The sequence below is a fragment of the Arthrobacter sp. BB-1 genome, from assembly GCF_006151685.1.
Taxonomy (GTDB): domain Bacteria; phylum Actinomycetota; class Actinomycetes; order Actinomycetales; family Micrococcaceae; genus Arthrobacter.
Window position 1 is genome coordinate 48,448 of record NZ_VDEV01000027.1, and the last position, 24,916, is coordinate 73,363.

At 67.3% G+C, this 24,916-nt stretch carries 25 protein-coding genes; 11 read left to right on the forward strand and 14 right to left on the reverse strand.

The window, feature by feature from the left end; all coding sequences use genetic code 11:
* Positions 1-19: 19 nt before the first annotated feature.
* Positions 20-454: a hypothetical protein gene (locus tag FHJ30_RS15215; protein ID WP_139030105.1), complete on the reverse strand. Its 435-nt coding sequence runs from the start codon at positions 452-454 to the stop codon at positions 20-22.
* A gap of 198 nt (positions 455-652) precedes the next feature.
* Here FHJ30_RS15215 and FHJ30_RS15220 point away from each other — a divergent pair, with 198 nt between their 5' ends.
* Complete coding sequence (locus tag FHJ30_RS15220; RefSeq protein ID WP_139030106.1) at positions 653-997, forward strand: hypothetical protein; 345 nt, start codon at positions 653-655, stop codon at positions 995-997.
* Here FHJ30_RS15220 and FHJ30_RS15225 read toward each other — a convergent pair.
* From FHJ30_RS15225 to FHJ30_RS15235, 3 genes are all read right to left on the reverse strand, one after another.
* The gene (locus FHJ30_RS15225) at positions 919-2,910 is read right to left on the reverse strand and encodes a hypothetical protein (RefSeq protein ID WP_139030107.1); all 1,992 of its coding nucleotides are present in this window, start codon (positions 2,908-2,910) and stop codon (positions 919-921) included. The genes FHJ30_RS15220 and FHJ30_RS15225 overlap by 79 nt on opposite strands.
* A gap of 165 nt (positions 2,911-3,075) precedes the next feature.
* Positions 3,076-3,522, reverse strand: a complete 447-nt coding sequence (locus FHJ30_RS15230; RefSeq protein WP_139030108.1) for a hypothetical protein — start codon at positions 3,520-3,522, stop codon at positions 3,076-3,078.
* The gene (locus FHJ30_RS15235) at positions 3,519-4,877 is read right to left on the reverse strand and encodes a serine/threonine-protein kinase (RefSeq protein WP_139030109.1); all 1,359 of its coding nucleotides are present in this window, start codon (positions 4,875-4,877) and stop codon (positions 3,519-3,521) included. The genes FHJ30_RS15230 and FHJ30_RS15235 overlap by 4 nt, the downstream gene beginning before the upstream one ends.
* An 88-nt stretch (positions 4,878-4,965) precedes the next feature.
* Between FHJ30_RS15235 and FHJ30_RS15240 the strand changes: the two genes are divergently transcribed.
* The 6 genes from FHJ30_RS15240 (at position 4,966) to FHJ30_RS15265 (ending at position 12,850) form a co-directional block, all read left to right on the forward strand.
* Positions 4,966-7,533, forward strand: a complete 2,568-nt coding sequence (locus FHJ30_RS15240; RefSeq protein ID WP_139030110.1) for a DUF4118 domain-containing protein — start codon at positions 4,966-4,968, stop codon at positions 7,531-7,533.
* Positions 7,518-8,189, forward strand: coding sequence for a response regulator (locus tag FHJ30_RS15245; RefSeq protein ID WP_139030111.1), 672 nt, complete (start codon positions 7,518-7,520; stop codon positions 8,187-8,189). The genes FHJ30_RS15240 and FHJ30_RS15245 overlap by 16 nt, the downstream gene beginning before the upstream one ends.
* 200 nt (positions 8,190-8,389) lie before the next feature.
* On the forward strand, positions 8,390-10,372 hold the full coding sequence (locus FHJ30_RS15250) for an APC family permease (protein WP_139030112.1): 1,983 nt from the start codon (positions 8,390-8,392) through the stop codon (positions 10,370-10,372).
* Positions 10,369-11,841 carry a TrkH family potassium uptake protein gene (locus FHJ30_RS15255; RefSeq protein ID WP_306669387.1) on the forward strand — a complete coding sequence of 491 codons (1,473 nt, stop codon included), beginning with the start codon at positions 10,369-10,371 and terminating at the stop codon, positions 11,839-11,841. The genes FHJ30_RS15250 and FHJ30_RS15255 overlap by 4 nt, the downstream gene beginning before the upstream one ends.
* A 137-nt stretch (positions 11,842-11,978) precedes the next feature.
* Positions 11,979-12,386 carry a response regulator transcription factor gene (locus FHJ30_RS15260; RefSeq protein ID WP_139030113.1) on the forward strand — a complete coding sequence of 136 codons (408 nt, stop codon included), beginning with the start codon at positions 11,979-11,981 and terminating at the stop codon, positions 12,384-12,386.
* Positions 12,387-12,511: 125 nt separating this feature from the next.
* Entirely contained in the window at positions 12,512-12,850 is a 339-nt protein-coding gene (locus FHJ30_RS15265) for a hypothetical protein (RefSeq protein ID WP_139030114.1), read from the forward strand.
* A 141-nt stretch (positions 12,851-12,991) separates the two neighbouring features.
* On the opposite strand, the gene FHJ30_RS15270 is transcribed toward FHJ30_RS15265, so the two are convergent.
* The 8 genes from FHJ30_RS15270 to FHJ30_RS15305 all read right to left on the reverse strand — a co-directional run bounded on the left by FHJ30_RS15270 (position 12,992) and on the right by FHJ30_RS15305 (position 19,611).
* Entirely contained in the window at positions 12,992-13,792 is an 801-nt protein-coding gene (locus FHJ30_RS15270; RefSeq protein WP_139030115.1) for an ABC transporter permease subunit, read from the reverse strand.
* Positions 13,782-14,708, reverse strand: coding sequence for an ABC transporter ATP-binding protein (locus FHJ30_RS15275; protein ID WP_139030116.1), 927 nt, complete (start codon positions 14,706-14,708; stop codon positions 13,782-13,784). The genes FHJ30_RS15270 and FHJ30_RS15275 overlap by 11 nt, the downstream gene beginning before the upstream one ends.
* 57 nt (positions 14,709-14,765) lie before the next feature.
* Positions 14,766-16,526 carry an EAL domain-containing protein gene (locus FHJ30_RS15280; RefSeq protein ID WP_139030117.1) on the reverse strand — a complete coding sequence of 587 codons (1,761 nt, stop codon included), beginning with the start codon at positions 16,524-16,526 and terminating at the stop codon, positions 14,766-14,768.
* Entirely contained in the window at positions 16,523-17,359 is an 837-nt protein-coding gene (locus FHJ30_RS15285) for an alpha/beta fold hydrolase (RefSeq protein ID WP_139030118.1), read from the reverse strand. The genes FHJ30_RS15280 and FHJ30_RS15285 overlap by 4 nt, the downstream gene beginning before the upstream one ends.
* Before the next feature lie 100 nt (positions 17,360-17,459).
* The gene (locus FHJ30_RS15290; RefSeq protein WP_139030119.1) at positions 17,460-17,666 is read right to left on the reverse strand and encodes a helix-turn-helix transcriptional regulator; all 207 of its coding nucleotides are present in this window, start codon (positions 17,664-17,666) and stop codon (positions 17,460-17,462) included.
* Positions 17,666-18,145 carry a DUF2975 domain-containing protein gene (locus tag FHJ30_RS15295; protein ID WP_139030120.1) on the reverse strand — a complete coding sequence of 160 codons (480 nt, stop codon included), beginning with the start codon at positions 18,143-18,145 and terminating at the stop codon, positions 17,666-17,668. Before FHJ30_RS15295 ends, FHJ30_RS15290 begins: the two co-directional genes overlap by 1 nt.
* 79 nt (positions 18,146-18,224) lie before the next feature.
* Positions 18,225-19,415, reverse strand: coding sequence for a type II toxin-antitoxin system HipA family toxin (locus FHJ30_RS15300; RefSeq protein WP_139030121.1), 1,191 nt, complete (start codon positions 19,413-19,415; stop codon positions 18,225-18,227).
* Positions 19,408-19,611, reverse strand: a complete 204-nt coding sequence (locus tag FHJ30_RS15305; protein WP_139030122.1) for a helix-turn-helix transcriptional regulator — start codon at positions 19,609-19,611, stop codon at positions 19,408-19,410. The genes FHJ30_RS15300 and FHJ30_RS15305 overlap by 8 nt, the downstream gene beginning before the upstream one ends.
* A 387-nt stretch (positions 19,612-19,998) precedes the next feature.
* Between FHJ30_RS15305 and FHJ30_RS15310 the strand changes: the two genes are divergently transcribed.
* From FHJ30_RS15310 to FHJ30_RS15325, 4 genes are all read left to right on the forward strand, one after another.
* Positions 19,999-20,754, forward strand: coding sequence for an SDR family oxidoreductase (locus FHJ30_RS15310; RefSeq protein WP_139030123.1), 756 nt, complete (start codon positions 19,999-20,001; stop codon positions 20,752-20,754).
* Between the two features lie 167 nt (positions 20,755-20,921).
* A complete protein-coding gene (locus FHJ30_RS15315; RefSeq protein WP_139030124.1) occupies positions 20,922-21,668 on the forward strand; it encodes an ANTAR domain-containing protein in 747 nt (248 codons plus the stop codon).
* Between the two features lie 296 nt (positions 21,669-21,964).
* The gene (locus FHJ30_RS15320) at positions 21,965-22,159 is read left to right on the forward strand and encodes a hypothetical protein (RefSeq protein WP_139030125.1); all 195 of its coding nucleotides are present in this window, start codon (positions 21,965-21,967) and stop codon (positions 22,157-22,159) included.
* Between the two features lie 197 nt (positions 22,160-22,356).
* Complete coding sequence (locus FHJ30_RS15325; RefSeq protein WP_139030126.1) at positions 22,357-23,130, forward strand: GAF domain-containing protein; 774 nt, start codon at positions 22,357-22,359, stop codon at positions 23,128-23,130.
* Here FHJ30_RS15325 and FHJ30_RS15330 read toward each other — a convergent pair.
* Together FHJ30_RS15330 and FHJ30_RS15335 are read right to left on the reverse strand one after the other, a co-directional pair.
* Positions 23,127-24,332: an acyltransferase gene (locus FHJ30_RS15330; protein WP_139030127.1), complete on the reverse strand. Its 1,206-nt coding sequence runs from the start codon at positions 24,330-24,332 to the stop codon at positions 23,127-23,129. The genes FHJ30_RS15325 and FHJ30_RS15330 overlap by 4 nt on opposite strands.
* A gap of 164 nt (positions 24,333-24,496) precedes the next feature.
* Entirely contained in the window at positions 24,497-24,841 is a 345-nt protein-coding gene (locus tag FHJ30_RS15335; RefSeq protein WP_139030128.1) for a hypothetical protein, read from the reverse strand.
* Positions 24,842-24,916 lie beyond the last annotated feature (75 nt).

Consider the following 24,916-nt stretch of genomic DNA (forward strand, 5'->3'; position numbering starts at 1 on the left):
CACCCCCGGCGCCGGCCAGCTACTGGCGCGCCCGCTGCCCGAAGCCTGCCAGGGACCTGAACAGCGCCACGACTTCCACTACGGCACCGATGATTGAGCCCACGATGCCCAGCACCAGCAATATCCGCACCACCACGGGCCAGCCGGACCAGCTGTCCCCGAAGTCGAAGGGGAAGACCTCCAGCAGCCGGAGCACGGCAGCGAGCCCGATGCCCAGGACCACCAGGTTCCCCAAAGCCATGACGCCCCTGTTGCGGATCACCACGAAGACGAGGTTCGCGATGATGCCCGCGGTCAGGGAGGCGTTGATCAAGCCGAGCACACGGTCCATGTCCGCCGTCAGGAAGGGCACCACCTTCCAGCCCGGCCAGACATTGATCCCCCACAGCATCACGGCGTTAACCAGGACAGAGCCAAGATTGCCGCCGCGGGTGGGTACCGTCTTATCCGCCATACAGACTCCCAAAGCGTGTGGACGGGCGGAATGACTGGACCCGCCGCCTGCCAACATCGTGCCCGCAGGCCGTCCAGCCCGGAAGTGCCGAAAGGCCCGCAAATGAAGCAAATTCGGGGGTCACAAACGCCCCGCGGAGGAGTAGCGTTCGCTTTATGGGGCGCTTTTCCGCGCCCACACAAACGGGGAGGTCATTCGATGGGTGAAGTGTGGATCCGCACGCTCGGCAACGGGCTGGTCCGGGCAGACAGAGTCACCGAAATTTCATCCACCAGGGGGTCCTTGCATGAGGACCAAGGGTATTCACTAAAAGTCATTGTGGACGGCAAGGGCCATGTGCTGATTGACGACGCCGACCTGCAGGGCACGCTGGCCGAGCGGCTGGAGTACGCCCGGCACGTGGAGGACGCCCTGCTGCTCGCCATGGACGAGGCACGGGACAGCGACGCCGCCGTCGTCATCTCCTATGAGCCCGAGCGCGAGCGCTGGTCCTCCGCGCCGGTCACGGTGTTAGCCGGGAGGGTTGCCGAGCCGGTGGGCTGAGCGTGTTGCCGTCCGCCGCGCACGACGGCGGGCGGCGGCTGGGGTGCCGCCCGCTGCGGTTCCGCCGGGGGTGCCGCAGCCGCTGGCGCCTGCGCCGGCACAGCTCCAGCCACCGGCACGGGTCCGGTGCGCGCCGGCAGGCCGGTAATGCTCGTGCGCGTAAAGCACAGTGCCCAAAGCGCAACCACCAGCACCACTACGGCCACCCAGGGCAGGTCCGGCCACGCGAGCATAAACGGCACGGCCACGGCCACCGCGGTGACGATCAGGAGGTACCACGCGACGTACCACCACGGGCTGGCCGGCAGGTTCCGGGTGGGATCGCTGGACTGCCGGAAGGACGGCTTGCGCATCCGTTGCAGCCGGTCATGCAGCACTCCCCACACCGGCCCGTTCAGGAGTCCCACCAGCACGCCGGCGAACACGGCGGTTGTCACGGCCAGCACGCCCAGGTCCTGCCAGTGGGCCCAGTGGTACGTCGGGCCGGAGCACAGCCAGGCGGACCACCACGGGTCCCGGCCTGCCCCGGGCGGGCCGCACTGGACCAGGTTCCGCGTCCCGTCCAGGGAACCCAGCCACGCCAGCGCAGCCGGCGCGCTCAGCGCCGAGGTGATGACGGCGAGGAGCCGCGTCACGCCCAGGCTCTTCACCATGACGCGGTGCGGGCGGAGCCGCCTGTCGCCGTCGAGCATCCTGAACGCCAGCCCGGCAGGATCCGCAGGCGGCGGGTCCAGGACCAGCCGCGCCAGCGGGTCCAGCACCTCAACGCGGTTCCTGGAATAGACGATGTGGTCGTAGATCAGGGCGGAGCGGTTGTACACGGGATGTTCCTCGGGGCCCGGGCCGCCGTCGCCCTCCGTGTCCCGGGCGTAGATCTTCCCGAAGACGGGAAGCGGCCCGTTGGCGTGCGTGGAGATGGGCCCGGCGGGCACAAAGTCGAACTTCCCCCACACATTGATCCACCGGGGCCGCTGGGGGTTGGCCAACCAGTCCGTCACGGGGTCCTCCCCCGTCCCGCCGCCCCACTGCGCGTAACCCAGCAGGTCCAGCCCACTGCCAACGCTGACGAAGTTCGTGACGCGGGCCTGGTTCTGGAACAGGACCTGCCCGGCGATCGCGGCGCCCTGGCTGTGCGCCACCACGGTCACCTCCGTGCCCGAGCCCTGGTCCCAGCGCTGGAGCGTGTCCACCACCCGCTGCCGCATGGCCGCCGCCTGCAGGGGCTTGCGCTTCCACACCTGGGGATCGCCCAGGAAGTCCGCGAACAGGGACACGAGCTTCCCCACCCACCGGCCCGGCCCCGGAATCCAGGCCAGGACGATGATGAGCAGCAGCACCACCAGCACGGCCAGCAGGATGAAGAACCCGGCGAACGCGGCCAGCGAGGTGAGGACCAGCTGCCGCAGCCAGGCGCCGAGCCATGCCGGGCTGGCACGGCGCCGCCCGGGATGGAGGTTCCACTTGATCAGCTGCACGGACCGCATATACACGCGCAGGGCCGTGCGAAGCGCCCACGAGTAGGTAGACGCGGCTGACGCCGGCTCGAAGTCCCTGCCCCAGGACGCCTCCGTCATGAGCACGGTGAGGTAGTCCGGCTCGTGGCCTGCAACGCCGCGGAGGACCTTGACCAGCACCTCCGGCGCGTCACCCACGGCGTTTGCCTTGGTGATCACCAGGTGCGGATGCGTGGTTTGCGGCACCAGGTCCAGGGAGAGATCGTGCAGGCTCAGCATCAGCGGCTGGGCCCACTCCTGCAGGGTGCCGCCTTTGAGGGCCCGGCCCATGCCGTGGACGAACACCACCACGTGGTCCGGCCGCCCCGGCTGTCCTGGCATGTCCGCGGCTCCCGCGGCGTCCGCGGCATTCCCGCCCTCGGCGATGTCATCGCTGCCAGGGCTTGCGCGCTTGTCCATGGCTAATGATCCACCCGCGCCAATCGGAGGGGGAAGGGTAGGTTCTCCCCTCGCGCGTCCTGCGGGCCAGGCTCAGCCCGGAAGTCCGACGGCGGCGCTCACCTGTGGGCGGCACTCACCTGTTGCCGGGCTCACCCGTTGCCGGCGCTCACCTGTTGGCGGGGCTCACCCGTTGCCCTGGCCCTTGCCTTTGCCCTTCTCGGCTTCCTTCTTGGCGTCCTCCTGCTGCTTCTCGGCCTCTTTCTGGGCGTCGTCTTCCTGGTCGTTGTCGGCCGTGGGTTCAGCAGAGGGGGCAGGCTGCGGCTCCGCCGCCCGCTGCGCCGCCTCGAGTTCGGCCCTGATCTTGCTGATCGCAGCCTCGGCCCGGGCCTTCCGCTCCGCAGACATCAGGCCCTTCTCCCCAGCGGCCGCCACGTCCTGGCTGAGCTGCTGAAGCTCAGCGAGCGCCGCAGGGAAGTCCTGCTGCGCGGTGAGCTGTTTGGCCGAGGCCACGCGGGCCTGCAGGCCTGCCGCCGTTCCTGCATCCAGTTCCGGCGCTCCGCCGCAGGAGGTGAAGAGCACCAGCGCCAGGCCAGCGGCCCCGATCCGGGCTGCATGTTTTATGCGGTTCATGGCGTCACGCTTTCTTCCAGTTCCTTGAAGTGCTCGCCCAGCGGCCCCGTGATCACCGGCTGTGGTGTTTCCACCGGTGCCGGCGCGGGCCGCTGGATGGAGGCCAGCAGGACTGCCGCGAGGACCACTGCAAGAACCACAACGGCGCCGAGGATCCAGGGCCGCCGGCCTCCCAGCGTGCCGAATTTCCTCCAGGGACGCTGTTCCTTCGGCGGCCGCTGCGTTGTGGACGGCCGCTGGGTTGTGGACGGCTGCTGCGCGGTGGACGGCTTGTGGGCCGGCGCCTCAGGGATTCCTGCCCCGGGAGCCTGCAGCCATGACGTCGCGTTGGTGACATCGCTGCCGGAAAGGGCAGGAACCCTCGGCCCCTGGGCACTTGCAGCACCGGCGGCCCCGGGATCCCCTGCCTGTTCGGCGGCACTTGCGGGCCTTTCGGGGGAAAGGACGCGGGTGGGCTGCGGCAGGGCTTCGGTGGCGGCCGTCGCCCCGCCGGCGTCATGGAGCGTTCCGCCCCAGTTTCCAGCCGTGCCGAGTTCTTCGGAGATGGCCGACGCCTCCGGCCGGTCCCGGGGGTCCCGTGCAGTCATGGCGGCGAGCAGCCGCGTCCAGCGCGGGCCCAGGACGCCAGGAATGTCGGGGTCCTGGGAGAGCCGGGCCACTGCGGCCTCGAGCGGCGGCCCGGGAAATGCCACCTTCCCGGTAAGGGCCTCCAGCAGCACCAGCCCCAGTGAATAGATGTCCGCCGGCGGCCCAACCTGCCCTCCGCTGGCCTGCTCCGGACTCAAGTAGGCCGCTGTCCCCGGAACCATGTTGGTGGCGGTGACCCGGGCGCCGTCGAGCATGCGTGCGATGCCGAAGTCCGCCAGTTTGGGGCGCAAAGGGGAATCCGCCGTGTAGCGGGTGAGCAGGATGTTGGCGGGTTTGATGTCCCGGTGCACCACGCCCCGGTGGTGGATGTACTGCAGCGCCCCGGCGAGCTCGGCGCCCAGCCGGGCCACCTCGGCGCCGGGCAGCGGTCCGGACGCCAGGTGGTTGCGCAGATCCGTTCCGCTGACCAGTTCCATCACCAGGAAGGGCACCTCCCGCCCGCCGCTCAGCAGGGTTCCGGTATCGAAGAGAGTCACCAGGCCGGGGTGGTTCAGCCCGGCCAGCATCCGGGCTTCCGCCTGCTGCCGGCGCAGTTCGTCCGGGTCGGTGACGCCGGCACGGAACACCTTCAGCGCCACTTCCCTGCCCAGCACCACGTCCGTGCCCCGGTAGACGCTCCCCATACCGCCGTCGCCAATTACCTTGCCAACCCTGTAGCGCTCGCCCAGGACCGTCCCGGCCACGCCCGTCTGCGTTTCTTCCGTCATGCCGCTCCCTGCCTTCAGTCCACCCATCACTCTAGCCAAGCCATCCTGCACGCAGGGGGAACAATCGCGCAGGGGGAACAATAGAGCCATGGCACGAGGGAATCTGCGCATCTTTCTTGGGGCTGCGCCCGGGGCGGGCAAGACGTTTGCGCTGCTGGAAGAAGGCCGCAGGCTGGCCGGGGAGGGCTTCGACGTTGTGGTGGGCGCAGTCTCCGCCAAAGGCCGCGCCGACAATGAGGAGATGCTGGCGGGCCTGGAACTGTGCCCGGAACCGGGGAGCCGCGGGCTGGACAGCGGGCTCGACGGCGGGCTGGACAGCGTGCTGGACGTCCAGGCGCTCAAGGACAGGTCCCCGGACACCGTCCTGGTGGACGACTACGCCGCTGCTGTCGACGGCGTGCGCCGGTGGGAGCAGGTGGACGCCCTGCTCGAGGCAGGGATCAACGTCATCTCCACCCTGGACATCAGGAACCTGGAATCGCTCTCCGACGCGGTCCGGGAGGTCACCGGGGCGCAGGAATCCGCCACCGTCCCGGACGCCGTGGTGCGCGGTGCGGACCAGATTGAACTGGTGGACGCCTCACCTGAGCTGCTGCGCCAGCGGCTGGCGGACGGGAAGATCTACGGCAGCCGGGAAGAGGCCGACGCCGCGCTGGCGGGCGTTTTCCGCATCGGCACGCTCGCCGCCCTGCGGGAGCTTGCACTGTTGTGGCTGGCTGAGCGCGTGGACGCGGACCTGTCCGATTACAAGGAGTTAAAGAGGGTCAGGGAGAGCTGGCCGGCCCGGGAAAAGATCGCCGTCGGGGTGGACGGGAAAAGCCGTGACCAGGCCCTGGTGCGCCGGGCGGCACGGATGATCGCCGCGGCTTCGGGCGGGGAGCTGCACGTGGTCCATGTCCGCACCGGCACGGAGGGATCCGCGGAGTCCGGCAAGGACCTGGAACTGCTGCGCAGGCTCACGGCGGAACTCGGCGGCGTGTTCCACGCCATAGGCGGACGGGACGTGGGGCAGGCCCTGGTGGACTTCGCCCGGAGCATCAACGCCACCCAGATCCTGGTGGGGGCCCCCTCCCGCCGGTCCCCCTTCCGTGGGTGGGGCGGTGTGGCAGCCGGTGTGCTGAGGGACGCAGGCACCATGGATGTGCACCTCATCAACCACCTTCCAGGCCCGTCCGGCGGCCAGAGGCGCACGCCGCCCCGGCTGGGGCGGCGCCGGGAGATCCCCGCCTTCGCCCTGGCGGTGGGGCTTCCCCCGGTCCTGCAGTTCGTCCTGGACCTGCTCCCCCACAACCAGCTGTCAACGGACATGCTGGTGCACCTGACCGGCATTGTGGGGGTGGCGCTGCTCGGGGGGCTCTGGCCGGCGGTGGCTGCGGCCATCGTGGCGGGGCTCATCGTTAATTACTTCAGTGTCCGGCCGGTGGGGTCCCTGTCGGTGATCGATCCGGAAAACGTCCTGGCGCTGCTGATCTTTGTCCTGGTGGCGGTGGCCGTCTCGCTGGTGGTGGACCGGTCGGCCAAGCTCAGCAAGGAAGCACACATTGCCGGCGCGGAAGCCGCCGTACTGGGTGAGCTGAGCCGCCGGGCCGTCGCCGAAGGGAACAGCATCCCGGCCTTCCTTGACCAGGTCAGGGAACATTTCCAGGTGAAGGGGACAGGGCTGTGGGCCAGGCGCGGGACCGGCAGGGCCGCGGCATGGGAGCTCCAGGAATTCTCCGGCGAACCGCGCCCCACCGAAGTATCGGAGGCGGACACGGTAGAACAGCTGGACGGCGGGAGGATGCTCACCCTGGCGGGCAGGGAACTTTCACAGGACGAAAGGCGGCTGCTGGCCGCCTTCGGCGCGCACCTGCTGGCCATGGTGCAGCGCGAGGAACTCTCCGCGAGCCAGCGTGAAAACCTGCGCCTGGCGGAGGGAAACACCATGCGGACTTCCATCCTGCGGGCGGTGTCCCATGACCTGCGCACCCCCCTGGCCGGCATCAAGCTGGCCTCCAGCAGCCTGCGGGACAAGACCATCACCTTTGGGCCCGAAGAGCAGGAGGAACTCCTGGCCACCATCGAGTACGGCGCGGACAGGCTGGACCGGCTGGTCAGCAACCTCCTGGACATGTCCCGGATCACGGCCGACTCGGTGGCGCCGCTGATCCGCCCGGTCTACTGGGTGGATGTGGTGGGCGAGGCGCTGCGGGGAACGGACACGGACCGGCTCCGGGTGCTGTTGCCGGACAACATGCCCCCGGTTGATGCGGACCCGGGGATGCTGGAGCGGGTCATCGCCAACCTGGTGGAGAACGCGCTCAAATACGCCCCGGAATCCGACGTGGTGATTGCAGGCGCGGTGGGAGGCGCGGGCAGTGCAAGAATTGGGGATGTTCCTGCCAGTGAGCTCACCGTGGTTGACCACGGCTCCGGCATTCCCGCCGAGGAGGTCCTGGCCATGTTCCGGCCTTTCCAGCGCGCGGATGACACTACGCCGGGGACGGGGATCGGCCTGGGCCTGGCCGTCGCGAAAGGGTTCACCGAGGCCATGGGCGGGGTCCTTTTGGCTGAACCCACACCGGGCGGGGGCCTGACCATGGTGGTTCGCCTGCCGCTCTCCACCGGCGCCGCGCCGGAACCCGGCATAAGGGGGGCATCATGGCAGCAGTCCTGATCGTTGACGACGAGGTCCAGATCCTCCGCGCGCTCCAGATCAACCTGAATGCCAGGGGTTACTCCACCGTCACCGCGTTTACCGGGCAGAGCGCACTGGAACAGGCGGCGCAGCACCCCGTGGACATCATCATCCTGGACCTGGGGCTTCCGGACCTGGACGGCGTCGAGGTCATCCGCCGCCTCAGGCGCTGGAACGAGGTACCCATCCTGGTCCTTTCCGCACGGCACGGCTCCGATGACAAGATCCAGGCCTTGGACGCCGGGGCGGACGACTACGTGACCAAGCCGTTCGGGATGGACGAACTCCTCGCCCGGCTCCGGGCCGCCCTGCGCCGCGGCGCCCCGGGGGACGCCCCGGTGGTGAAAACCGAGGACTTCACCGTTAATCTGCCCGCGAAACAGGTGACCCGCCGCGGGGTGCCCGTGCGCCTGACGCCCACGGAGTGGAACATCCTGGAGCTGCTGGTCAGGAACAGCGGCGCCCTGGTCAGCCACGAGGAGATCCTCACCCAGGTGTGGGGCCCCGGCTACGCAGGCGAGACTGCCTACCTGCGCGTCTACCTCGCACAGCTGCGGCGGAAGCTTGAACTGGACCCGGCCAACCCCCGGCACCTGCTCACCGAAACCGGCCTGGGGTACCGCTTCCAGGAGTAACGCCTGGCCACGGCGGACCGCCCGCGCCGCCACGGCCCTGCCCTGCTCCGGCGGAGGCGTTAAGAAAGCATTAAGATCCCCGGAATCGCCCGCTGGGCAGCGCCTGGCCGGTGCTACGCTCCGGTGGTTATCAGCACAGTGCCGCGCCTGGAAACGGGGACCGGTATGCCCTCAACAGGCAATATAGAAAGACACGTCCCTTGACGGCTCCCGCCCAGTTCTCCCTTCCCGCCACCGTTCCCAACCCTGAACGCGAGATAGAACCCGGCAGCGCGTTTGTCCGGTGGCTCCTTGAACACCGGGTGCACCAGCCCGTCGGGCCGGAAGCAGCAGAAGCCCACGCCCCGCAGCAGAGCTGGTGGAAGGTTATGTGCCTCACCGGGGTGGACTACTTCTCCACCCTGTCCTACCTGCCAGGCATCGCCGCCCTGGCCGCTGGTGCGCTGTCCCCGCTCGCCACCCTGCTGATCGTGGCCCTGACACTGCTCGGAATGCTGCCGATGTACCGGCGGGTGGCCAAGGAAAGCCCCCACGGGCAGGGTTCCGTGGCCATGCTCGAGCGGCTCCTGCCGTTCTGGCGCGGGAAGGTCTTCGTGCTGATCCTGCTCGGCTTCGTGGCCACCTCCTGGATCATCACCATCACCCTCTCAGCAGCCGATGCCACCGTGCACCTGCTCGAAAACCCGTACCTGCCCCGCTTCCTGGAGGGCCAGGCCGTCACCATCACCGTTGTCCTGCTCCTGATCCTGGGCGGGGTGTTCCTGATGGGCTTCTCCGAAGCCGTTGCCGTGGCGATTCCGCTGGTGGCGGTCTTCCTGCTGATGAACGCCGTGATCATCGGGGCCGGCATGGTCGAGATCTTCACCACCCCGGGCGCCCTGAACGGCTGGACCGATGCACTGACATCCTCCGGCGGCGGACCGGGCGGGGTCATCGGCCCGGCCCTGATGGCTTTCCCCCTGCTGGTCCTGGGGCTGTCAGGCTTCGAGACCGGCGTCAGCATGATGCCCCTGGTCGCCTCCAAGGGCGCCACTCCGGAGGAGAAGCTCGCCGGCCGGATCAGGAACACCCGCAAGCTCCTCACCGCAGCCGCCATGATCATGAGCGTCTACCTGATCGGCAGCAGTTTCGTCACCACCGTGCTGATCCCCGCGGAGCAGTTCCAGGCCGGCGGCGAGGCCAACGGCCGCGCCCTGGCATACCTTGCCCACGAACACCTCGGCAACGGCTTCGGCTCCGTCTATGACATCAGCAGCATCCTCATCCTCTGGTTCGCCGGCGCCTCCGCGATGGCCGGCCTGATCAACATCGTTCCGCGCTACCTGCCCTCCTACGGCATGGCCCCGGACTGGTCCCGCGCCGTCCGCCCCGTGGTCCTGGTCTACACGGCCATCAGCGTCCTGATCACCATCGGCTTCAACGCGGACGTCAACGCCCAGGCCGGCGCCTACGCCACCGGAATCCTGGCCATGATGGTCTCCGGCGCCATCGCCGTCACCATCTCCGCCATCCGGAAGAAGCAGCGCGCCGCGTCCATCGGTTTCACCGTGCTCACCCTGGTGATGCTCTACGCCCTGGCCGCCAACGTGATCGAGAAACCGGACGGCATCACCATCTCCGCGTTCTTCATCCTTGGCATCATTGCCGTCTCCCTCGTCTCCCGCATCAGCCGCACCACAGAGCTGCGCGTGGACAAAATAGAGTTCGACGACGGCGCGCGCCGCTTCATCAGCGACACGTTGGAATTCGACGGCCGGATCAACCTGATCGCCAACCGTCCGCAGGACCGGAACGGCGCCGAATACAGGGACAAGGAAGCGGTGCAGCGGGAGAACAACCCCGTGCCCGGCACCGCGGACGTCATCTTCCTGGAGATCGACATCACCGATCCCTCCGAGTTCAGCGACATCCTGAAGGTCCGTGGCGTGGAAGTGGACGGCCACCGGATCCTGCGGGCCAACAGCCCGGCCGCTCCCAACGCCATCGCCGCGATCCTCCTGGCCCTGCGGGACGGCACGGGCGTCCGGCCGCACGCCTACTTCGAGTGGTCCGAAGGAAACCCCCTGGCCCACCTGATGCGCTACCTCCTCCTGGGCCGCGGCGACACTGCCCCGGTGGTCCGCGAAATCATCCGCGAGAACGAACCCGACCCGGACCGCCGCCCGGGCATCCACGTGGGATGAGCCTGCGCCGGAGCGGCCCGCCGCCGTCGAACACCTCAAAGACCGGCCAGCCCGGCCAGGACACCGCCAGCGTCGCGGCAATCCAGAAGATGCTCCGCGACGCCAAGAACGGAAAGGGCACCGGCAGGGAGAACTTCCTCCGCCGGCTGATGTCCCACCCGGTCAGGGCAGTCCCGGTGGCGTTCCTGATGGTCATCATGCTGGGCACCGCGCTGCTGATGCTCCCGGCGGCCCGGACGGACGGCGGCTCCGATGCCTTTATGCCCGCCGCTTTCACGTCCGTCTCGGCCGTGTGCGTCACCGGACTCATCACCGTGGACACGGCAACGTTCTGGACCCCGCTGGGGCAGGGCATCATCCTGGGCCTCATCCAGGTGGGCGGGTTCGGGATCATGACCCTGGCAACGCTGCTGGCGCTGCTGGTCCGCAAGAACATCGGCCTGCGCGGCCAGCTCGTTGCCCAGTCCGAGACGCACACCCTGAACCTCGGCGACGTCCGGGCGGTGCTGCTGCGGGTTGCGAAGATCATGCTCTCGTTCGAAGCCGCAACAGCGCTGATCCTGACTGTCCGGTTCTGGATCGCCTACGACCAGAACCTTGGGACCGCCCTGTGGCACGGGATCTTCCACGCCGTCTCCGCGTTCAACAACGCCGGGTTCTCCGTGTACAGCAGCAACCTGATCGGCTTCGCCGAAGACCCCTGGATCATCACTCCCATCTGCCTGGCCATCATCGCCGGCGGGCTCGGCTTCCCGGTCATCATCCAGATCACCCGCGGTGAAATCGCACCGAAGAACTGGACCATCCACCTCCGCCTGACCATCTACGGAACGCTGCTGCTGCTGGCCGCCGGGATGGCACTGTTCGCGGCCTTCGAGTGGAACCGGAACGAAACCCTGGGCCCGCTCTCCCTCACCGGCAAGATCCTGGGCTCCTTCGCCGGCAGCGTCTTTCCCCGCACTGCCGGCTTCAACAGCATCGATTACGGCGCTGCGGCACCGGAAACACTCATGGTCACCAACATCCTGATGTTCATTGGCGGCGGCAGCGCCGGCACCGCCGGCGGCATCAAGATCACCACGTTCCTGGTGCTCGGCTTCGCCATCTGGAACGAAGTCCGCGGCCGCGACCAGGTGACCATCGCCCACCGCTCCATCAGCTCCTCCTCCCAGCGCCAGGCCCTGTCCGTGGCACTCCTGGGGATCGCCGCCGTCGTCACCGGAACCATGCTCCTGCTGATGTTTACCGACTACAGCCTGGAGAAGGTCCTCTTCGAATCCATCTCCGCCTTCGCCACGGTGGGCATGAGCACCGGCATCACCTACAACCTTCCGCCGGCGGCGGAGTGGGTCCTCATGGCGCTCATGTTCACCGGCCGCATCGGGACTGTGGCCGTGGCGTCCGCGCTGGCCCTCGCGGCCCGGCCTCGCCTCTACCGGCTGCCGGAAGAACGGCCCATCATCGGCTGACGCTCAGCCCGAGCAAGGGATGGGACTCGGAGGCTGATACTTGCCTTGCAGATCCTGGAAAGAAATATGTCTTCTTTTTGCGCCTGACGGGCACTCCAGCTTTAGACTTTTCGCAGTTGCAAGAGCCGGGGGGCCAAGTGGAAGAACAGAACGTTTGCCTGGTCATAGAAGATGACCCGGACATCCGTGGATTGATTACTGCCGTCCTGGGCCGTGCAGGGTTTAATGTGCTGGCGGTAGAGACCGGAGCCGAGGGCATTGCCGCGTGCACCGCTGCCGGCGCGTCCCTGTCACTGATCACCCTGGACCTGGGCCTGCCGGACATGGACGGACATGACGTTGCCCGTACGCTCCGGGACCTGAGCCAGGCGCCGCTGCTGTTCCTCACGGCCAGGTCCGAGGAAGAGGACGTCCTTTCCGGAATGGCGTCCGGAGCCGCCGCCTACGTCACCAAGCCGTTCCTGCCGCGCGCCCTGAAGGAAGCGGCCCTGGGCCTCGCCGGGCTCCAGGACAGCACCAGGCTGCCGGCAACAGGGAAACCCTAACCGATGTAATAAATGTCCCCATGTTGCGTGCATCACAATCAGCCCCTACTCTGATTGAGGCTTAAGAAACGGGCCATAGCAAGAAGCTGCAGCGTCGCAGCCAATGCCGGGGAAGGCTTTACAACTTGAATTCCAAGCTGAACATTGTTGTCCGTGTAGATCTCGACCACGCCAGGGCCCAGGTGATTGCAAAGGGGCATATCACCGTCCACAGCGTCAACGCACTTTATGTAGTAGTCAAGCGCGCCAATTCCTTGCGGAAGGGCCTTGGCGTGGAGCTGGACATTTCCCACGCCCGGGTGGACCGGGAAGCGCTGGAAATGCTCCACGACTCCTCCGCAACACACCACCTGCCGGCCCGGATCGATCCGGACCAGGCCCCCTGTACCATCAGCGTCCTGGCACCTCGCACAGACGCCGCTACCGTCCGCCGCGCCCATTCGCCGGCGCTCATGGCCGCATAGGCGTCCCAAGGCAACGGCACCCGCAGCGCCCATTCATCGGGCCAGGGCCGCCAGCCGCACCCTTTACTCCGTGGTTTCCACGGCCGGCGAGCGCAGCTGTATCCGAATAGACGGGTAGCTGCACTCCCAGCCAGGCGCCACTCAGGCGCCGACGTCGCGCCGCCGGAATCCCAGCACGGCCAACGCAAGGAGTACGACGGCGGTCGCAACCGAAATTGCCACGCTTCCGCCGTCGAGTCCGTTCCGTAAGGGATCGTGCCCAATGTACTGGTAAAACGGCGAAAGCTCCTGGATGTCCGCCAGCCAGTCCACCAAGGAGGCCAGTCCGTTGACGATGTAGGCCACCACGGCCACCAGCGCGGGTACTCCCTTGCTGAGGCCGGTCCGGCCCGTCGCGGCGGACAGCATCAGGGCCAGGGTTCCAAAGACCACGCCCAGCAGGGCCAGGTGCAGCATGGCGGCGGCCACCTTGCCGGGAGGCAGGTTGAGGTCCACGAGGTTGCCTTCAGCCACCATTCCCACGCCCATGACGGCGGCGATCAGGAAGGTCCCCGCGGCCATGGCCAGGAACTTGTCCAGGACCACGCGGCTCCTGCTGACCGGGTTGGAGAGCAGCAGGTCCAGGGTGTGGCGGTCCTCCTCGCCGCCGATCGCCCCGGCGCCCGAGCTGACGGCGTACGTCAAGACGGCGGCCGGTCCCATAAAGGCGAGCAGTTCCACCTGGACGTAGCCGGTGGGGGTGGACATGTCCGCCCCGGAGGAGGCGAACAGCGCCCTGAACGCCTCGGGCATCTGGTCCAGGAGGTCGCTCATGGAGGGCTGGTCCCGCACCGTTGGCCAGAACGCCACGTACATGGCGATGAGCAGCGCAACCGAAATGCACCAGCCCAAGAGCGCGCGCCGCTGGTCCCGGAGTGTCTTGGTCAGGACACTAGTGAGCATCGAGGCCTTCCTTCCCCGCGTGGTGGGGTCCGTAATAGGTAAGGAAGGTTTCCTCAAGCGGCGCTTCCGCGCACTCGAAGTCCACCACCCGGCGGGCGCTGACCCGTTTCAGCAAGGCGTCGAGGGAAGCCTGGGGTGCATTGCAGGTCAAGGTCCGTTTGTTGACCACGAGGTCCCGGAGCCCGGGGAGGTCGTCGTAGTCGGCGTGGGCAATGTCTTCGGCGAAACTCGCACGCACCCTGTGCAGGGACCGGGCGGCGAGCTCCTGGAGGCGCTCCACCGCAACCAGGCGCCCTTCACGCACCACGCCGATCCGGTCCGCCACCCTTTCCACTTCGCCGAGCACGTGGGAGGACAGCAGCACGGAACCGCCGCCCGCGGTGTGCTCGCGGAGGAGGGAATGGAAAACCTGCTGCACCAACGGGTCCATGCCGCTGGTGGGTTCGTCGAGCACCAGCAGCCGGGGGCCGGACATCATGGCGAGCACCACGGCGAGCTTTTGCCGGTTCCCGCGTGAGAGTGTTTTGGCGGGGCGGTCCAGGTCCAGGTCCAGCCCGGCGGCCAGGTCAGCGGCGCGCGGTGAGGCATCGTGGCGGCGGAGGTGGGAGCAGAAGGCAATGTGGTCCCGGCCGGTGAGCCGGTCATAGAGCGCCGGTTCGCCGGGGACATACCCCACCAGCTTGCGCACCTCCACGGACTGCCGCCACGCGTCCCGTCCCAGGATCTCTGCCCGCCCCGCGCTTGGCCGCAGCAGGCCCATCAGGACGCGGATCGTCGTCGTCTTCCCCGCTCCGTTGGGCCCCAGGTAGCCAAAAACTTCGCCCTCGCCAATGGTGAAGCTCACGCCGTCCAGCGCGGTGGTCTTCCCGAAGCTCTTCCGGAGGTCCGCCAGCTGCACCATCGCATCAGCTCCCATACCCCCAGTGTCCGGCCGGGGCTCCCCCGCCCACAGAGTCTTTGGACCCCGGAAGGGTTAACCGCAGGGGCGTGCGTCCAGCCACTCCTTGAGGAGCGGGGCCGGAAGCGGGCGAGCAAAGTGGAAGCCCTGGGCGAGGTCGCAGCCCATCACTTTGAGGGTTCGCAGTTGGCCGGCGGTTTCCACACCTTCGGCAACAGCCCGCAGGCCAACCGCGTGCGCCAGATCGATGCAGCTGCCCACAATGGCGGCGTCTCCTTTGTCCGAGTCCAGGCCGCTGATGAAGGAGCGGTCGATCTTCAACTCGTCGATGGGGAATCTCTTCAGGTAGGTAAGGCTGGAGTAGCCCGTGCCGAAGTCGTCAACGGCAAGGCCTACCCCCAGGTCCTTGAGGGCGGTCAGTGATTCGAGCGCAGCGGAGGGGTCCGCCATCAATGCTGTTTCGGTGATTTCCAGGAGCAGCACCGCGGGGTCGACCTTCCGCAGCCTAAGGGCGTCGTCCACCGTAGCCACCAGGCCGGGATCGTTCAGCTGGCGGGCTGACAGGTTGACCGCAACTTCGAGCTCCGCACCGCAGCGACCTTCACTGCGCCAGCTGGCAGCCTGTTTGAGGGTTTCGTCCAGGACCCAAGCGCCAAGTGGCAGCACCAGGCCCGATTCCTCCGCCATGGTGATGAATTCCGACGGCGGCAGCAGGCCGCGCGTCGGGTGCTGCCACCTGACCAGCGCTTCCACCCCGCTGGCCAGCCCGGTGCGGAGGTCCACACGGGGCTGGTAGTGAACACGGAGTGCGCCGTCGCTGATTCCGTGCCGCAGTTCGCCAAGTGCGCGGAGCCGGTCCACGGTGGGATCTGAATCCGCCGGCCGGTGCAGTTCCCAGCGGCCGCGTCCCAGCTCCTTCGCCCGGTACATGGCGATGTCTGCACGGCGGACAAGATCATCAATGGTTTCGTCCCCGTCACTGGCAATGGCCACGCCGATGCTGGCTGACGTAACAATCTCCAGGCCCTCGATCCTCATCGGGGCCTTCAGCACGTCCAGAAGCCCCGCGGCGAGCGAGGTCGCCTCCTGCGGATCCGCGAAGGTGTCCACCACAACAAACTCGTCTCCGGAGAGCCGGGCCACGATGCGTGTCCCCTGGCCCGCCGGGAACAAGCGCTGCGTGACAGCGATCAACAGTTCGTCCCCGGCCGCGTGCCCAAGGCTGTCATTGACAGCCTTGAAGTGGTCGAGGTCTATGAAAAGGACAGCCAACACGTCCTTCCCTGGAGCACGGTTCGCCCGGACCGCGTCCAGCTTTGCCTTCAGCCCCGTCCTGTTGGGCAGGCCGGTCAGCGCATCGTGCAGGGCGAGTCGGTGCAGTTCCTTTTCCGCCAGGGCCCTGCGGGCTTCGGATTCCTCCGCGGCACGGAGGGCTGACACCAGTTCCTGCTCGTACATCCGGCGTTCGTGCGCGCTGAAAATGATGACCCGGACGCTGCGGGGCTCCTCCCCGGTGCCCGCCGACCGGGATGCCGAGAGCAGGACAGCGCGGCGTCCCCCGTCGGCACCGATGATTTCAACGGCTACCTCGGACACAGCGCCGTTGATGCCCAACTGTGGAATGCAGTGGGTTGAATACAGGATCTGGTCGCCCACGGGCATGAAGGCCTGCAGCTTTTGCCCCAGCAGGTAGGAACGGCTGTGGCCGGACCAGCGCACAAAGGTGTCGTTGACCGCTGTGATGCGGCCGTCGTCGTCCGTTACCAGGTAGCCGCAGGGGGCCTGGTGGAACAGCGCTTCAAAGTGGCCCGGGTCCGGGCCGGGGCTGCCACTCACAGTCCGGCAGCCAGATACTGCTGGATAGCAGCGGCTGTTGCCTCCGGCGCGCTGACATGCGGACAGTGCCCCGTCGCCTGCAGCTGGACGAAGGCGCTTCCGCGCAACTGCCGGTGCACGTACGCGCCTACCTCCAGCGGGGCGAGGAGATCGTCGGAGCATTGCAGGACCAGGCTTTCCGTGCGGACTTTCTCCAGCACGTGCCGGGTGTCGGAGAGGAAAGTGACTCGGGCAAAGTGCCGGGCGATGGAGGGGTTGGTCCGGCAGAGGCTGGTGTGCAGTTCCTCCGCGAGGCCCGGGTCCTCCGGATTCCCCATTGCCATCGGCGCCAGGGCCTCTGCCCAAGCGAAGTAGTTGCTGTCCAGGGATACCAGCAGGCCCTCGATGTCCTCGCGCGAAAAGCCTCCAACATAGCCGCTGGCAGTGTCATCGGTGTAGCGGGGAGAGGGCGCCACGAGGACCAGCCGCGAGAAGCGCTCCGGTTCCTGCGCCGCCGCGATCACCGCAATCATCGCACTGACGCTGTGGGCAACCAGGATGACATCGTCCAGGTCAAGGGAGGCGCAGATTTCCAGGAGATCCGCCGCATAGCCTTCCAAGGACCCGTACTTCGCGCGGTCATAGGCACTGGCGTCGGAGCGGCCGGCGCCGACGTGGTCAAACAGCACCAGCCGGTAGCTGCCGGCGAAGTGCGGCAGCAGCCTGCGCCACATGTCCTGGTCGCAGCCAAATCCGTGGGCGAAAAGCATCACAGGTCCGTCCGCCCGGCCGGAAACAGTGACGTTGTTCCGGCGTATGACCGATGAGACGGCTGCGGTTGCTGCGTCGCCCATTCCCCACCAACCCGTAAGTAAGCTGACTTTTCCTTTGCACAGATACTAGCGGCGGGAAGCGGCAGAATCCTAGGGTTCGTGGCGGCCTTGTGAGGCCCGCCTAGTCAGCCACGAACTCCAGCAGGTCGCCCGGCTGGCAGTCCAGAACCCGGCACATGGCCTCCAGCGTGCTGAAGCGGACGGCCTTGGCCCGGCCGTTTTTCAGGACCGCCACGTTGGCGGGCGTGAGGCCCACGCGTTCGGCAAACTCCCCCACGCTCATTTTCCGCTTGGCCAGTTCGACGTCGATGCGCACCACGATCGGCATCAAATCACCGCTTCCATGTCCGCGCGGAGGTCCGCGGCCTGCCGCAGCAGGGCGCGCAGCACTACCACCACCAGGCCCAGGGCGGCGCCGGCCACCAGGACCAGGAGCAGCAGGAGCGGCAGTCCGGGATCGTCGGCGTTGAGGACCACGACGGCCGCGAGGGCAGCGAGCATCGTCCAGCCGCTTGCAATGGCCCACACAATCGCATCCACCCACACCAGGGCACCGCGGCTGAAGATCCTGTCCTGCTTGACCAGGGTCAGCAGTTTCCAGGTGCCCACGATCACCACCTGGACGCACGCCACTTCCAGGATGAAGAAGATGGTCAGCGGCCACTGCAGGGACGCCCGCTCCGGATTCTCCTGCGCCATATGGGCGAACTGGCCGGGGATGGACATGACCTGGAACAGGACCAGGAGGAGGAAGGCGGCAACGAGCACGATCCTCAGGGCAGGGACGGCCAGGCGGGTTATTTGCATGTATCGAGTTTCAGCTACTACCTATCGAAAGTCAATCGACCGCCAGGGGGCCGCCGCGCGGCGGGAGGGGAATGCCGGGTCAGGGAAGCAGCTGGGCCCGGCGGTACCGGAGCTCCCGCCGGGCGCCGTTGAGCGGCGATCCCGTGAAGGGCAGGGCGTCCAGGTCAATGCCCTCGGCCGCTTTGAGGGCAATGACGTTGGCCGCTGCCGCGGCCCGCGGCGGCAGTGCGATGGCGGCCGCGAACTCCTGCCAGTGCCTGGCTTTGAGTCCCTTGACCTTGCCGGCGAGGGGCAGCGCCATGGTGTCATCGCCATAGAGGAGCGTGCAGGGGATGTCATAGATCGGCGAAACGGCCCAGCCGCCGTTCCGGCCTGCAAGGACGGCGGCGTTCTTGGCGTGGAGGTCCCCGTTGCCGGTGAGCCAGGCGAAGGCGAACTGAAGGTAGAGGTTCCTGGCCGCCACGGCCTTGGCCTTGCACAGCCCGGCCAGCGCCAGGACCAGTTCCTCCGAGCTGACTGCGTATTTCGACGCCGGCGGGAGGTTCAGGACCTGCGCCCCGTCCTCGAGCGCCAAGCGCACCGGCCCGTCAACGTGGGCGCGGTCGAACCGCTCCACGAGGAGTCCCGGCTGGCCCTTCCTGTCAGTGACCACGCTGTGCTGGGCCACGGGGATCTTGAGGGCCTTGGCCCCGGCGAGATGGGCGGCCTCGTTCACCACAAGGTGCGGGTACTGGGGAGGGTCCAGCTTGAGCAGGTAGCGCCGGCCGGCAAGCGCCAGCGGGGTGGTCATCATCGAGGCGCTGGCCTTGTGCTGCACCCCGGGCAGCCCGTGCGGGTCCACCGCGTCCGCCAGGTAGGCGAAGTCCAGGTCTTCGGGCCGGGAGGTATCCGCCAGCGGCTGCTGCTCCACCAGGGGTTCGCCGGCGGGGACAACCTGCACATCTCCGGGCACGTCCGCGCCGACAGCCAGGAGCAGGCTGAGCTCATCGCTCAGACTCGTCTTCACGGCATCTTTGAGCACGGTGAGCCGGTGGCCTTCCGGCAAGAGGCCGGAGAAGAAGGCCGGCAGCGCGCCGCTGGGTGATTCCACGGGATCGGCGGTGACCGGCAGCGTTGTTGCCACGGGCCGCGCGCCGGCACGGAGGTAGTGCTCGGCGTAGGAAAAGGCCACGCTGCCGCGGTCCGTGCGCGCCAAGTGCCCGGCCAGGATGCCTGCCTTGTACACGTCGGCGCCGCGGACGAACTTGAGCCGCCGGAGGTCCTCAGTCATCGGTGGCCCGGAGGCGGAGCCCCACAGCGTTGGCGGCGGCGGCCACCGTTCCCAGGGACGGATTGCCCGTCCCCGTTTCAATGGCATGGATGGTGCGGGCGGAGGTACCGGCCAGGTCCGCCAGCGTACCTTGGGTGATGCCGGCTTCCTTCCGGGCCCGCCGGATCATCTCGCCGATCGCGGCCACGTCTTCCATGGTTCCCTTTCTGCAAGATATTGCTGATTGGCATCCTTCTTCCTGCCACCATCCACCAGAAACCACAAAACCGCAAGATATTGCAGAAAAGGAGATGGGACGGGCGGCGAGGGCCTCCTCTGACCAGAAACCGGCAATATCCTTCCGGTCCGGGACGGCCGCAAGGCCAATTTGGAAATTCTTGATCCGATCCTCGCCGATCCTTGAGGTGGCCCGTGCACACTGGCTCTCGTAAGGCCTGAAGCGTACAAAAGTAGCAGCTGGGATCTGGGCCCAGCGCGCCAAAGCCCCCAACTCGGTTACGGCCGAAGGTCTCAGTGCTTGGCGGTGTCAGGAAACCGGCACCGCCAAGCACACCATCTTCCAGTATTTACGTAGGATTTCTCTATGAGGATTGCCGTCGCGGGGGGAACCGGTACCGTGGGACGCCACGTTGTAGCCGTAGCGAAGGAGCGCGGCCACGACGTTGTGAGCCTGAGCCGTGCCGAGGGTGTGGACCTGGTGAACGGGCGTGGCCTGGCCCGGGCCCTCGCGGGCATGGACACCGTGATAGACGTCTCCGGCATCCAGACCACCTCCACCAAGCAGGCCGTGGACTTCTTCACCAACGCCACCCAAAACCTGCTGGCAGCGGAAATGGACGCGGGCGTGCAGCACCACGTGGCGCTCTCCATTGTGGGCATCGACGGCGCCACGTCCGGCCTCTACGCGGGGAAGCTGGTGCAGGAGGACGAGGTCCGGCACGGCGGCATCCCGTGGACCCTGCTGCGCTCCACCCAGTTCCACGAGTTCGTGCCGCTGACGGTGAAGATCGGATCTGTGGGCCCGCTGGTGGCCGTTCCAAAAATGGTCACCCAACCCATCGCTGCCCGCGAGGTGGCCGAGGCCCTGGTGGACGCCGCGGAGGCAGGACCCCGGGGACGGATCACCGACCTTGGCGGGCCGCGGACCGAGGAACTCGCAGACCTGGTCCGCACCTATCTCGCCAAGACAGGCGAGCGCAAGAAGGTCCTGGAGGCTGTGCTGCCCGGCCGCATGGGCAAGGCCATGCGCAGCGGTGCGCTGGTCCCGGCGCCTGGTGCCGCCGTCGGACGCCAAACGTTCCAGCAGTGGCTGGAAGCCAGCACCTCCAGCGCCGGATAACCGGCTCTTCCCTGACTGCCAACGCACCCCAGTACTCCAAGCAAGTAGTCCCTCCGCCGGGCAGGAAAAGTAGAGTACCTGCTACTCGTGCCCTTCCCCGGCGGTCCCGCTAGATTCAGGGAAAGCCCGCGCAGCGAGGCACGGGCCGGACTGGACGGGGGCAAAGCGTGGCAGCACATCCGGCGACTGACGGCAGGCGCCAGGACCGGCCCGGGTTCCTGTTGGACCTGATCACCGGGACCGAGACGGAACTGGACTCGCTCCAGCGGCTCACCGAGGCCGCTGCGAATGCGGTCAACGGCCAGGCCGGGTCCGGGATGGACTGCGCCGCCGTGCTGGCGCGCGGAGGGACTACGCTGGCCACCGCCGGCAGCAGCAGCGCGGCCGCCGAAATGGCCGCTTCGGAGGACCGGTACGGGGACGGTCCACTGATGCAGGCACTGAGTACCGCGGGTGCGGTGACGGTCGACGGCGACACGTCAGTGCGGTGGCGGGCGTACCGGCGGCGGCTGGTGGCCAGCGGGTATGGCCGCGCGGTGGCGGTTCCGCTGGGGCTGGCCGGCGGCACGTCCTGCGCCCTGGTGTTCCTGGGGCGGACCGGCACCGGGTTCCCGGAAGACCTCCTGGCGGAGGCGAAATGGTTCGCCGGGGTGGCAACCCACAGCATGCGGCTGGCCCTTGAGGTGCGGAACGTCCGGTCCGCCGGGGACAACCTGAAATCCGTGCTGGAAAGCCGCACCTCCATCGATGTGGCCTGCGGTGTGATCATGGCGCAGAACCGCTGCACGTACCCCGAGGCGTTCATCAAGTTGGCCAGCGCGTCCCGGCAGCGGAACCTGAAGGTCCGCAGTGTTGCCGAGAACATCCTCAAGGCGCTGCCCAGCGGCGCTCCGGCTGCACGGTTCGAATTCTGAAGGGGTCCGCAGTATCAGCTGGCGCAGCCGGACTGTCCGGGCAAGGGGAAAGCCCCTCCTAGGAGGGGCTTTCAACGTAGTGGTCAATTGTCTTCTGGCTACGGTCAGTGGTGGTGATGCGCTACCCCTTCCCAGACGCCCCCCGGCGCCCATCTGGACTATGACAAGAACTGACTTTAATAACCTGTGCCCCGGAAGTAAACAGCTAATTAAAAGTTCCCGCGCTCCCTCTGCGGATTTCCACATGATTCGGGATTTTTACTTGCGCGAAACAGGCCCGGCCGTATTATTCATGCATGTGGACTAAACAGCACCAGGCTCTGTGTGTCACGTGCGGCAGGAACACCAACCACGTGACGCACTATGTGAAGGACGACGTCGGCGGTTCGTTGATTGCCCAGGTCCAGTGTGCTGAGCACCACGAGGCGCAGGTCCGCAGTGAGCAGTACCAGGCTGTGCGGCTGGCACCGGCAGAGGAGCCCGCAGCCTGACCTTCCCCACGGCCCTTCGGGCGGCGCGGTTGCCACGCCCCCGCTCTGGGAACGGCGCTCCCGGGCGGCAGCACGCGCGGACATTACCCTCCACTGGTTTAGGGGCATGCGGAATTAGTAAGTAGACTGATTAGCATGGCTTGTAAATCAGCACAGAGGCATGGGCTGGATGCGCATCCCATGCCCCGGCGGAAAGCATGAGCGACGAGTCAGAGCGGCGGCTTGAGCTTGCTGCCATGATGGTTGCCGGTTTGGACCCGGCGCACATCTGGCCGGCCTACTTTGGCGGCGCCCGCTTTTCCGATTTTGAGCTGCGTGCCTACCTTCACGGCGCCCTGGCATTGCCCGAATTTGAACAGGGCTACAGCGCCGGCACAGTCCCCGCACCTGCGCAGCAGCGGGGCCGGGGACACCAGCACGGGAGTGGAAGCACCAGCGAGGATGCGCTGGCGTCCCTGGGAGCCGCGGGCAGGTTTCTCCTGACGCCTGAAAGGGCAGAAGAGGAACGGATACAGTCCCTTCGGGAGACCAATCTGCTCCACACCGGGACGGTGGACATCTTTGACCGGGTGGTGGAAACCGCCAAGGACTATTTCGGCGTTGGCGCCGCGTCCTTGTCCCTGATCGCTGAAAACGCCCAGTTCCTCAAGTCCGTGGTCGGCCCCCTTAGCGTGGAGACACCCCGGGAGATCGCGCTGTGTACGCATACCGTCCGGCTGAACAGGATGCTCGTAGTCAACGACACCCTCACCGACAACCGGTTTGCCACCAATCCCCTGGTCCTCGGGGAGCCCTTTATCCGCTTCTACGCCGGTTATCCCCTGCACGGACCCCGCGGCTGGAACATCGGAACGCTGTGCGTCATTGACCACAACCCCCGGGCGTTCAGCGACTCCGATGAGCAGGTACTCCGTACACTCGCCACCATCGTGCAGAACAACATCGACGCCCGCACCGGCGCCGCCGGCTAGGACCCGCGGCCGGCGGCCACCAGTTCAGGGCTGCGGTCCGGCGCAGGTTTTCGCGCCGCCTCCGGAGCGGAACGCACGACGGCGGGCTCCAGCCTGGTGTTTGCCCAGCGGCGGACGGGCGTTTCCACCAGGCGGTGGGAGGCATAGGCCAGCAGTGCGGTCCCCGCTGCAGCCAGCGGCACGAGCAGCCACAGCGAGGGGACCAGCGGCATCAGCAGCAGGTAGACGGGCAGGTGCCAGAGGTAGAAGGCATACGAGAGGTCGCGGCCGGGCCCGGCAAGCCAGGGATGGCTGAGGACCCGTGCGGGAAATCCGGCCGGCTGCAGCACAAGCGATCCGATCAGCACGGCCGCCAGCAGGGACAGCACCGTGGGCCCGGCGGTCCAGAAGGCGCTGAACCAGAGGCCAGGGGTGTCCGGTTCCTTCAGCAGGAACAGGGCCGCCAGCAGGATAGACCCGGCGGCCGGCCCGGCCCAGCGCGCCGCCGCCCGGAGTGTTGCGTGTAGCCGGGAGCCCGGGGTGACAGCGGTGAAGGCGAGGGCCAGGGCACACCCGATCAGCAGCTCGTCGGCCCGCATGTCCGGCCCGTTGTACAGGCGGTTCAGCGGCGCCCCGAACAGGACCAGGACAAACCGCTCCAGGAGGAACGCCGCGGCCAGCCCTCCGGTGATCCACGTGACGGTGCGGACCTTCCAGTACCGGAGCAGCATCAGCAGGAGCAGCGGCCACACCAGGTAGAACTGCTCCTCGACGGCCAGGGTCCAGGTGGGGCCAAGCGTTTCACCGGCTATGGAGTCGCCGAACATCCCGAAGCGGGCCAGGTTCATCACATACCCGGCTGCCGGCAGGACAAATCCTTCCTGTCCCGCCCATTTCGACGCCGGGAAGGCCACGCCCACCACGACAATCACGCCGCACAGGGCCAGCAGCGCCGGCCACAGCCTGGCCAGCCGCTTGGCGTAGAAGACCCCCAGCCGCAGGCGGCCGGCAGCCAGATACTCCTTCATGATCAGGAGGGTGATCACGAAGCCGCTGAGCGTGAAAAAGACGTCCACCCCAATGGATCCGCCCGGCATCAGGGCAGTTGCCGCGTGGAAGAGAAACACCCCCGCCACGGCAACCGTCCGGAGCCCGTCCAGGGCATGCTTGCGCCCGGCGACGAGGCTTGTCCCGGGTACCGCGCTACGTCCGGGTGCTGACAAATTTCCGCTGCTTGACCTAAAAACCACCAAGCAAGCATATATAACGTTTCCATAACTGCGCTGAACGCAGGCTGGACGCAAGCTCCATGAAGCCAAAGGTGAGGCGTACGACGGCGACGCGCGCCGCCGTCGTACGCCTCACCTTTGGGGCACTGGCCAGTCCGTTACCTGTTGACGTAAACCCCGCCGCAGGCTGCCTTCTCAGCTTCACTTCCGAGGACGTACAGCATGTTGTTCTCTCCGGGAACGCCCTGGTGCACGAGCACGTGGAGGGGGTGGGTCCGGCCGTCCGTTTGCGGCAGGTCTGCGACGTGGGGGTTGTGCTCGAAAACTGCGGCGGGAAGGTCCACCGCTTCTTCCCCCGCACCCTCCGCCATCACCACGCACCCGCCGTTGCCGAGGACTTTGACGTGGGTGTGGTCCGCTGCTGCCGGGCCGGCGGCAGCAAGAAGCAGCAGTGCTGATGCGGTGGCGGCGGCGGCCGCCCCCAGTGCTTTCGTGGTTTTCATAGCAGGCCCTTTCGAATGTCAACGGGAACATCATCGTGGCCAGAAGGGCACCTGCAGTCAATAGCCAGCCAGGCA